This is a genomic window from Candidatus Komeilibacteria bacterium CG_4_10_14_0_2_um_filter_37_10, assembly GCA_002793075.1.
Lineage (GTDB): Bacteria > Patescibacteriota > Patescibacteriia > UBA1558 > UBA1558 > UM-FILTER-37-10.
Genome location: PFPO01000055.1, coordinates 547 through 11,188 on the forward strand (window position 1 = coordinate 547; position 10,642 = coordinate 11,188).

Genomic DNA, 10,642 nt, shown 5'->3' on the forward strand with positions numbered 1-10,642 from the left:
ATACCAAGTAGTGATAAGAGAGTTAGGAGGATACCAGCGTCGCTTAAGAATTCTAACGGTGCATAGCTAAACGAGAAAATAGCTTTCTTGGCCCACCAAATATTTTTCCGCAGGTTATTAGTCGTTCGTCCAAACATTCTTTCTGGTCTTAGATAATCAACACCAATTTGACGATAGCCAATCCAAGCTCTTAAACCCCTGAGAAAAAGATCTTTTTCGGGAAAACTAATCAATTGTTGGTATACTTTACGGTCCAATAGTGCAAAGTCTCCCGCATCGGTCGGTATGTTAAGATAAGATAATTTTTTAAAAATACGATAAAATAATTTGTAAGCAATATTCATTAACCACAAAGCTTCTCTCTTGACTCGCCGACCGTAAACTATATCATAACCGCCTTGCCATTGCTCATAAAATTTGGTGATTAATTCTGGTGGATCCTGTAAATCACCATCCATCAGCACGGCGGCGTCACCACGAGCAATTTCTAAACCACTAATAAAGGCAGCTTGTGATCCAAAATTACGGGAATGGGTAACAGCAATCACACGATGGTCGGCGGCACATATTTTTTCCAATACCGCTTGGGTATTATCCGGTGAACAGTCATTAACAAAAATTATTTCATAATTCACATCAAGTTTACTCATAGTAGCAATAATACGTTGGTGCATATAGGGAACAGCTTGTTCATCACGATAGCAAGCAACGATGCAACTTATTTTTTTCTTAGTAGTGGCTGTGGCTGCTGGTAAAAAAACATTTTGATAGTCTATTAATTTTTGCCACGCGGCAGTTTTTTGCAAACCATCAGCCAGTGTTGTTAGTGGTTGCCAATGCAGTAGTTCCTGGGCTTTTGTAAACTGACCATACCAATCAACAAGATCCCACTGGCGATCGGGCATGGTTCCCCATTGAGGATCGTGGGATATATTAAATATTTTTTTTACTAAATCGGCTAGTTCAGCGATAGTTGTTTTTTGACCACTGGCAATATTTATTGCCTCACCATAAACATTCTGATCTTTGATAATAGTTTCTGCTGCACGAATTATCGCTTCTACACAATCACTAATGTAGACAAAATCTCTACTAATATCCGGATTGACTAGTGGTGGAAATTGTTTTTCTTGAGCGGTCGCAACAATTTTTGGTATCAATCTATTAGGCTCTTCCCAAGGGCCATAAATAGAATAGAGACGTAAATGGACTACTGGTTTTTGTAAGATTTTACCATAGTAGTTTAGCAAATAATAGCTGGATAATTTTGCTACGGCATAGTGACTATTGGGTTGACAGAGATCATTTTCCGCTGGCGCTGAACTATTCAAGCCATATTCAGAACTACTACCAGTTTGTACGTAGGCTTGATAAGTATGAGCATTTTGTAAAATATTGAGAGCGCCTAGCAGATTTGTTTGATAAATTTTTTCCGCCTCTTGTTGAATTGAGTTGGAGCCATAAGCAGTTAGATTAAAAATAATGGCGGGTTTCCATTGCTGTAATAAATTTTGCACATCTGTTGGTGCCGTGATATCGCAAGATCGTATTTTGTCAGCGGGAATATCTGTTAGTTTTAATCGCCACGGTGTACTCTGCGGATTGATAATAGCCAGACAATCAGTTCGCTGAGCAGCTATTGTTTGTATTAAATTAAGGCCGATAAAACTATTAGCGCCAAAAACAAGAATCGGTCCTGGTAGTGAGGTAATGATTTGTTCTAAACTTAATTTTGACGACATAGTTTATTTCGTTAGAGCGTTTATTAATTGGTCTAAGCTATTTTGATCTAGACCACTTACATTTTGGTGATATTCTTGATCGCCGTAAAGATTATGCGGGTAACCGAGAGCGTATCGGTGAGTAAATTTATTTAAAGATAAATTTTCTTGATGAATAAGCCAACTTATGTTGGTACCAAGGCTAGCCATTGCCTGGTGTTCTTCCAAAACCAGTAAATTGTGGCTATTTTGTAAACTTACTGCGAGATCGGTAGGTATTTTGGTCAGCGGGGTTTTGATAATACTAAAAAGATCGACATCTGTCCGGTTGTTGATAGTTGGCCAGACATTGTAAATAAGTGGACCAGAAACCAGAACTGTTAGTTTTGGTTGCGGTGTTTGTTTTAACCACGGAGCATCGTTAATTGGTGACGTGGTTGGCCAATTATTTTTAGACCAACCTAAACGTAAGTAAGCTGGTTTATTGTTTTGCATGATGTCAGTTAAGCAATAATCTAGGTCACTAAAAAAAGCTGGTGTATAGCAATTAAAATTTGGTAAAGTAGAAAGACAACCAAGGTCTTCCAGGGTGTGATGTGTTGGTCCGTTTAGTCCGTAACTATAACCACCACCATTACCAATAATAAATACCGGTAATTGAGGTAAGGCGACGTCCAGTTTTATTTGTTCCAGACAACGCAGTGTTATAAAGGGAGCAATGCTATAGCAAAAAACTTGAAAGCCATTACTGGCTAGACCACTAGCAATACCAATGATGCTTTGTTCAATGATTCCAGCATTGATAAAACGTGATCCCATAATCTTTTTTATTTCTTCCAAGGCATTAAAACCAAGATCGCCGGTAATAAAGATAACGTTCTCTTTATGGGCTATACCTTTAATAAAACTATGGACAAATTCTTTACGCATATTTTTGTAAATCTAATAAAGCCCTTTTGTGTTGCTCCTCATTAAGTATTTGATAGTGAGCAGCAACAGAGTTTTCTAAGAAAGAAATACCGTGACCTTTGATAGTATTAGCGATAATAATCATCGGTTCTGATGATGAATTATTTTGAGCAGTAATTAAAGAATTATTTATTTGTATTTGATCATGACCATTAATTTCTATCAGTTGGTTACTAAAATTGCGCCAAAGCAGGGGACTGGCCGTATCTCCCAAAACCTCTGCTGTGGCACCAAACCCCTGAAAACCATTATGATCAATAATTACTACTAGATTATTTAAATTGTGTTTTTTGGCAAAATGCATTGCTTCCCAGCAAGAGCCACTATTTGTTTCACCATCGGATAAAAGAACAATAACTAGACCGCTTTCTTTTTTAAGCTTTTTTGCTAAAGCTAAACCGGTTGCTATTGGTAAGCCATGACCAAGGGAGCCTAGTGTGTATTTAATTCTGGGAAAGCAATTGGCAACCGGATGAACACCGAGCGTAGTCCCGTTCTGCATATAAGTTGCTAGTATTTGGTCATCAATTTCTTGTAGTTCATTAAGGCAAACATAGAGCGCTGAACCAGCATGGGCTTTGGATAGTATAAAAACATCTTTGGGATCTCGATTTAATAGTACGAAACCAATAATAAGTTGCAAGCAACTTAAACTACAGCCCAGATGGCCGGTTTGCGTCTGGTAGTGAAGATTTACCAGTTTTAGGGCCAATCTTTTCTGTAAAGGCATTAAATTTTGCTTCTCGGTGTTAATCATTGCTATGATTATAGGGGTTTATTGAGATTAAATAAAGGGTATTAATTTGTCTTTTATTTTTTTGTTTTAATATAAATTTCTACCTGATCTTGCGGATTATTTGTGTAGGTTGTGAGAAATCGGTGATTATAAAGCCAGTGGCGATTGCTTAATAATTCGGCGATATCATTGGTGGGAAAATCGTATATGGGAAAAGAAATTTTTTGGTACGTTTGTTGGGATAGATAGTAATTGAAAGCATCAGGATTATGTTGCCATTTTTTCCGAAAAATAACAATATCCGGTATTTGTTTAAGATCTTCATTGAGATTAATTTGCGAATAGCCCAGTAAATATCGGGCATTTAAATAATAAACATAAGAAAGCTCTTCGTAGTTCGTGGCGATGGACAAATCGCTCGTATTAGAATAATTTTTTTGAATATAGGGAATAATAAAATCCAATGGCCCTCGTAATTGGTTATGGAGTTGGTAAAAATAAGCTTTATTATAAGAAAAAAAAGTATTTACATTAACCAGAAAAAATAAGCAAATCACGATTGTTAGCAATCCTTGAACTATAATATTAGACGTTTCATTTTTTCCGCGATCAATAAAATGATAAATAGTAAATAAATCAATTACTAAGTTAAGGATTAATAATGGTTGTGCCGCTTGATAATGAACAATCCAGGAAAAGGCAAAGGGAAGTGTCGTAATGAGTAAAGTTGTTAGAATAAAAAAATAGCTAGTAAAAAAATTAATTTTGATTAAAGAAAATAATGTCGTATTGTTATCCGGTTTGTTGTTTTTCTTGGGATAAAAGCAATAGAGAACAATACCAATAAAGAAAATTTTGGTACCTAAAGCTAAATAAAATAATTCTAGATTACTGAGGTAGAAGTAAATTCTTCTGACATTTTCTAAGTATTGACCAGCACCTAGATGATAGTATTCTTTAGCACGTATTAAAGTGGAAAAAGTTTCAAAAAAGATAATATTCGGTATCAGCAAAATAGGAGTTATGAGCAGAGGGGATATTTTTTTGAGGAAATTATTTAATATTTTCCGAACCCCCTTTTTATCGTTGCCTAATTTTTTCTTTTGCAACCAACTTTTTATTAAGTTAAACAATTCGCTACTTAATATGGTAAACACCAGTAACAAAAAAATAGCACTATTAATATTGAAAGCGCAAAAAAGTATCAAGGTCATTAAGGTGCAATATTTTAAGGGAGTGCATTTTTGCCAATATCGATGATTGAGAAAGATATACAAAAAACATCCCAAAATAAAGATAGTCAGACTGTAATAACGGGCCGTTCGCAAAGTAAGCAATAAAGAAACAGAGAATGATTCTAAGAATAAGAAAAGTGCGATAAATAGTTTGTATTCATTTCTATTAGAAAATATTTTTTTTACTGATAAAAGTATCAGTAGTAAACCAATAAGACCAATGGTGGCAAAAGGTATTCTATTAAGCGCAGTTTTCCAGTAAATATTATCTGTCAGTTGAGCAAGCTCAGCACCGATAGTGGCAAAGTAATAATTACCCCAGGGAATAGTAATATTGGCATCAGCTGACTCTTTGTAGCCTATGGAGAGGTTATTATCTGGTATGTAGTGCATGTTTTTACCATCGTGGACTTTAGGATAACCAAATTTTAGTATTTGTTGAGCCGTATCAACTGTTTCCGATTCATTGTTCCAAAGTAGTGGGTAGGATATGTTTTTATATAACAAAAAACAAAATAGGGAAAATATAAATATCATTAACAACGAAGATGCGATTGCGGACCAGTGCCACCGATTAAATATTGCTAGCCATTTGTGGAAAATTATTCTCATTTTTTAACAAAGAGTAATAAGTTAGCGTTATTGAATTGTTCGTCATTACTTATTGGTTCTTGCCAGGATCCATTATCTCCTTGCCAAACATAACCACCGATTAGTTGATATTGATCTTTTAATATTTGATTAAGATAATTGATAAAAATAGTTGGTGATCCCTCTTGCCATAAACCGCTGAAGGGATGTGGCGCTACTACAATGACAGTAGGAGGTTTTTCTTTTAAATCAGTAACGACTTGTTGCTGGTATTTTTCTCGCAGCGGGGAGTCGATATTAAGCTGATAAGTTATATTAGCAGAAGAACTTACTCTCTGCGAATAGTAGTAAATTTGTGATTCCGAGCCGGCAATAAATATATTGTCTTGTGGCTGAGTTATTTGTTTTATTTTTTTACCAATTATTTGTGATTCAATAAAAGGATTGCCTTGTAAACCATAAATCCAGCGAGTAATTTGTTCAGGATTCATTAGGAATTGATTACGTATTGGTATGACTTGGATGATAAAAAAAACAAAGGTAATAAAGATAATTAAAGCGTTATAGGAATCATCACTCAATTTTAGATAGTTACAAAGTTTATAAATAGCGATGCTTACTAAAATGATAATAAAGGGGATGACTAATAGGTAGTAATGATTAATAATAGAAGTGAAGACGGATAGGTAAGAGATTATTAATAAGGTAAAAAAGAACCACCAAGTCTTTGGCCTAATGATAAAACCAACGAATAAGATTAAGATTAAGTGCCACCAATAATGCCAAAATTTTTGGAGAAAATCTAGTGGTACGGACCATAAATATTGTTTCATCTGACTGGCATAGTATAAATTAAATAGGATAACTTGTTCCCAAATATTTTGTAGTGCGACCCACGATTTTAAGAAAGGAATAAAACATAGAAAAAACAATATTAAATGACCACTGATGACAATTAAAATTTGCTGGAATATTAATTTGATATTGTTCTTTTCTCGATAATTGTTAATGAGCCAAATAATAAATAACGGAGCAGTAACGGCGAGTGCTAGGGGTTTAAACAATATGGCTAATGCTGAGAGACAGCTGGCGATAAATAAATGCCAATAGGATTGTTTATTTTCCTGAAAAAAAATAAGCAGAGTACCCAAGAGTGGTACGATCATGAATTTTTCCGTGTTAGCTGCTTGTAGTGTTAAGTAAGGTGCGATTAATAATGGTAGGGAAATAAACGCTCCTAACCAAGCTATTTTTTCATTAGCTACTTTTTTAATGATCAAAAATAATAATACTATACTACCCGCAGTATATAGTGCGGCGATGGATCTAATCGGCCAAATTGATGGCGATTTTATTAATTGGGCCAGATAGTAATGATATATAATCAATGGTGGCTTAGTGAGAAAACTATTTTCATAGGGTAATAAATTATTAGACAAGAGTTGGGCGTTGTAAGCATATTCTCCCTCATCACGTTCCAGTGGCGCATTTAAAGTATTCCAGTGAAATAAAATAAATACTATTAGGAAAACAATTAACAGAATAAGTGTATTTTTTTTACTGATCATATTATTCTTTAGTAGCAATCAAAACGCACTCGCAACCGACTAGATGATTTTTGAATTTTATTTGTATTTTGAATAAAAGATCCCACCATAAAATTTTTTCAAAGAGAGCTGTAAGAATTCCGTGATCCCAAGCACTTTGACGAGCACTATTTTTAGTATTATTTAAAGGGTCTTTAAAAATTATTTTTTTGGGAATAATTTTAGTATATATTCTTCTAATTAACCAGAAAAAAGGAAAAGTAAAATCCCAAATCTGTCGGACGCGTAGGTTATTCTGGCCCAATAGATAGATTAGGTCGGGAATTTCATAACGCCGAACATGACCATAAAAGTCATCGTCCCATCGCCATTCGCTAGATAGAATTGGTACTGATATAATTATTTGTCCGTGATCATCGAGTAGTTCATATAAGTGCTTGATAAATAAGTGATCGTTTTCTATGTGTTCAAGAACATCACAAACAAAGATGGTTTTGAATTTGCCCATTAAATCAAATACGTTTTTTTGTTCAACTGTAATTTGTGGATAATTTTCCAAATTTTTTTTGGCTATTTTTACTGTCTGTTCATCCAAATCTATAGCTAAACCAGAAAATCCCTTTTGCGCGTAGTGGAGCGATATGTCACCGATACCACAACCAACATCAAGAAAGGGGCTAGTAAATTTTTCCAGTTCACTAAACTGATCAATGAGTATTAGTAGATATTTTTTTAGGGGTTTGAAGTTAGCCATGAATTGAGGGAAAGAATTATTTTCTAATTAGAAATTTAAACATCTCTTTTAAGGTAGCCAATCCATACTTTATACTACGTTGCCAGTTAATACTAGAAGCCTCGGCAAAGTAACGTACTGGTACGGGGATTTCTCCAATTCGATAACCTTTTTTAATAATCGCAAACAACATTTGACTATCAAAGACAAAATCTTCGGAGAATTGATGGTAATTAATCGACTTCAGCACCTCCTTGGTATAAGCTCGCATGCCAGTATGCCATTCGGATAAATTTTGACCACTGACGATATTCTCACCAAAAGACAACAGTCTATTAAAGTAATATTTATAAGGGGGCATACCGCCAGCTAAGGCTTCGCGGCGTGTGCGTATGCGCGAACCCAGCATGACATCAAAATATTTATCGCCAATTAATTCGACAAAATATTTGATTAATTTTGGGTCATATTGATAATCGGGGTGCAGCATCACTACAATATCCGCACCATGTTCTAGGGCTGTATCATAACAAGTTTTTTGGTTGCCACCATAACCACGGTTTAAATGATGCTGTTTAATAGTTAAGCCCAATGCTGCTGCGGCTTCAATCGTTTCGTCTTTACTACAATCGTCAACTAAAATAATTTCCTGCACATAATCATGAGGAATATCTTGAACTGTTTGTGTTAGTGTTTTCGCCGCATTATAAGCTGGTAAAACTACAATAGTTTTTAACATGAAATAAGCTAAATAATAATACGGCCCTCGCTGACTATTATTTTAGCATATTTTTACTGATTAGCCTAACCAAAAAAAGACTCTAAAAAATTAATTTCTCGAGTCTATTTGTTAGTGAATTATGGAGTCTTTTTACTAATTTTTTTAAATAAAATGTAGGAGTAAACAATAACACTGATAATAGTAATACCAACCAAAATCAGGATGGCAATAATAGACCACCGATTAGCTACTAGCGGTGTAATGAGAAAGAGTACCCCGGCAATGATAAAAGCCCAACCACCGACACGATGAGTTTTATTCCAAACTTCTTCATTGGCCAAAGTCCAAGGAGTTCTGATACCGATGAACCAATTTTGTTTAATCTTGCCCAAATAGTTGCCGATAAAAATAAATAATAAACCAACCATGATCGGTACGACAACATTGATGGGTAAATTATAACCAATACCAACCAAGCTAGAGATAAAATACAATATTACAAAGAAAGCAACCAATACCAGTTTAAAACGTAAATATACAGGTACGAATTCTTCATAGCGATCACGTTTAGGATCTAATTTTGGTAAAAAATTAAATAGTAAATAGAGCACGATGATGAGCGCCGGGAAAAAGAAAGCAGCAAAAGCTTTGGCTGAATAGCCATCAGCCTCGCCAGCAAAATTCCAATGGGTTGGTACGCGCTCCGGGAAGTGTTGATAAAAATACAAACTCGCAACAGTAGCCAAGGCAATAAGTATAATTGCCGGCCATTCTTTTTTGATGTTGAATTTGGTCATCATAAATTTTATTTTTTAAAATGAATAAAGTATTCATTAATGATTTGTTCCACAACGCTAAGATTTAGTGAATAAATTTGTTTCTGTCCATCACGACGAACGCTAACTAATCCAGCGTGTTTTAAGGAGGAGAGGTGGTGTGAAAGAGTGGCGAAAGTCATAGTAAAATGGTTGTTTAATTCACCAGCCGAAAGGTCACTTTTCTGTAGGTATTGCAGAATATCGCGCCTAGTTGGGTCAGAAAGCGCCCGAAATGTTTCATTGATACTCATAATTTATATATTTAGATATCTATCTAAATAATACCACTAACACCGGGAGTTGACAACTCCCGGTGTTAGTCATACTTTTATATTAGACAGGGTTATAAATAATTAATCTTGTTTTTTTATGCCTAAAATTGATAGAAGAATTAATCCCGGGTCATTTCATCATGTTTTTAATAGAGCAGTGGACAAACAAACGATATTTTATACTGACAAGGACTATAAATATTTTTTTGAAAAAATAGAATTTTATAAAATCAAGACAAAAATTGAAATATTAGCTTATGTGGTCTTGCCTAATCATTGGCATTTTTTGATCAAGGAACCAGAATCAACTCCCGGAGTTGGCAACCCCCGGTGTTCAGCCTTAATTAGATTTGTTTCTAATTTAACCAATTCCTATGCCAAACATTATAATTCCATGCATGATCGAACTGGTGTCGTATTTCAAGGTAGGGTAAAAACAAAGCTAATTGATAATGATTCGTACTTGCAAACACTGATAAATTATATTAACTTAAACCCAATTAAGCATAAGATTGTTAAGAATATTAATGATTGGGACTATACATCACATCACGAATATATATATGCCCAAAGTCATAATTTAGTAAGTGATAGTTATCTGATTGACTGTTCGCAATATAGAAGAGAAATAAAGTATTATATAAAAAATATTAGCGAAATGTCTGAAGTTTTGAATAAATACTTGGTTTAACTCCCGGCGTTGGAAATTGCTATTGACCATTTTTGATTAATGTTGTATGATTTACTCAGATGGCCGTAAGGCTGTTTTAAAAAACTTAAATTATCAATTTTAACGAAAATATGAATCAATTAATTCAATATTTAAAGGATAGTAGAGCAGAATTAAGAAAAGTAGCTTGGCCGACCAAGCAAGAAACAATAAAACACACTTTGTTAGTAATTGGTGTTTCTTTGGGTATGGCTGTTATTTTGGGAGCTGCTGATTTTCTATTTACCTATTTATTTGAGTATTTTATCAGTAAATAAAATAATAAAATAAAATATTATGCCTAAGCAAACACAACAACAAGGCCGACGCTGGTATGTCTTACATACCTATTCTGGTTATGAAGAAAATGTCGCGCGTAATTTACGACAAAGAATTGAGTCAATGGATATGGAAGATAAAATCTTTGATGTTTTGATTCCGATGGAAACCAAAATTAAGATTAAAAACGGTAAGCGGAAAACAGTTAAAGAAAAAATATTTCCCGGCTACATTTTGGTTAATATGATCGTTAATGATGACTCTTGGTATGTTGTCCGTAACACCCCCAACGTTACTGGTTTTATTGGCAC

General features: G+C 34.5%; 11 protein-coding genes and 1 pseudogene (1 of these 12 cut by a window edge). 3 read left to right on the top strand and 9 right to left on the bottom strand.

Translation table 11 applies throughout. The features are described 5' to 3' along the window. From COX77_02930 to COX77_02970, 9 genes are all read right to left on the bottom strand, one after another. The coding region (locus COX77_02930; protein PIZ98942.1) for an epimerase at positions 1 to 1,742 on the bottom strand (1,742 nt) is incomplete at its 3' end. A gap of 3 nt (positions 1,743 to 1,745) precedes the next feature. After that, positions 1,746 to 2,651: a transketolase gene (locus tag COX77_02935; GenBank protein PIZ98943.1), complete on the bottom strand. Its 906-nt coding sequence runs from the start codon at positions 2,649 to 2,651 to the stop codon at positions 1,746 to 1,748. Continuing rightward, entirely contained in the window at positions 2,644 to 3,447 is an 804-nt protein-coding gene (locus COX77_02940; GenBank protein ID PIZ98944.1) for a transketolase, read from the bottom strand. Before COX77_02940 ends, COX77_02935 begins: the two co-directional genes overlap by 8 nt. A gap of 53 nt (positions 3,448 to 3,500) precedes the next feature. Further along, complete coding sequence (locus COX77_02945; protein PIZ98945.1) at positions 3,501 to 5,198, bottom strand: hypothetical protein; 1,698 nt, start codon at positions 5,196 to 5,198, stop codon at positions 3,501 to 3,503. Positions 5,199 to 5,269: 71 nt separating this feature from the next. Further along, positions 5,270 to 6,820, bottom strand: a complete 1,551-nt coding sequence (locus COX77_02950) for a hypothetical protein (GenBank protein ID PIZ98946.1) — start codon at positions 6,818 to 6,820, stop codon at positions 5,270 to 5,272. A gap of 1 nt (position 6,821) precedes the next feature. Continuing rightward, positions 6,822 to 7,553: a hypothetical protein gene (locus tag COX77_02955; protein ID PIZ98947.1), complete on the bottom strand. Its 732-nt coding sequence runs from the start codon at positions 7,551 to 7,553 to the stop codon at positions 6,822 to 6,824. A gap of 16 nt (positions 7,554 to 7,569) precedes the next feature. Next, on the bottom strand, positions 7,570 to 8,271 hold the full coding sequence (locus COX77_02960; GenBank protein PIZ98948.1) for a glycosyl transferase family 2: 702 nt from the start codon (positions 8,269 to 8,271) through the stop codon (positions 7,570 to 7,572). Between the two features lie 119 nt (positions 8,272 to 8,390). Continuing rightward, positions 8,391 to 9,053 (bottom strand): hypothetical protein, encoded by a 663-nt coding sequence (locus COX77_02965; protein PIZ98949.1) that lies wholly within the window; start codon positions 9,051 to 9,053, stop codon positions 8,391 to 8,393. A gap of 5 nt (positions 9,054 to 9,058) precedes the next feature. After that, the gene (locus COX77_02970; protein ID PIZ98950.1) at positions 9,059 to 9,322 is read right to left on the bottom strand and encodes an ArsR family transcriptional regulator; all 264 of its coding nucleotides are present in this window, start codon (positions 9,320 to 9,322) and stop codon (positions 9,059 to 9,061) included. Between the two features lie 118 nt (positions 9,323 to 9,440). On the opposite strand from COX77_02970, the gene COX77_02975 reads away from it, so the two are divergent. The 3 genes and pseudogenes from COX77_02975 to nusG all read left to right on the top strand — a co-directional run. Continuing rightward, positions 9,441 to 10,034 carry a hypothetical protein gene (locus COX77_02975; GenBank protein ID PIZ98951.1) on the top strand — a complete coding sequence of 198 codons (594 nt, stop codon included), beginning with the start codon at positions 9,441 to 9,443 and terminating at the stop codon, positions 10,032 to 10,034. A 110-nt stretch (positions 10,035 to 10,144) separates the two neighbouring features. Next, entirely contained in the window at positions 10,145 to 10,330 is a 186-nt protein-coding gene (locus tag COX77_02980; protein PIZ98952.1) for a preprotein translocase subunit SecE, read from the top strand. A gap of 19 nt (positions 10,331 to 10,349) precedes the next feature. After that, positions 10,350 to 10,642 (top strand): annotated as a pseudogene (nusG, locus tag COX77_02985) (transcription termination/antitermination factor NusG) (it continues 204 nt past the right edge of the window).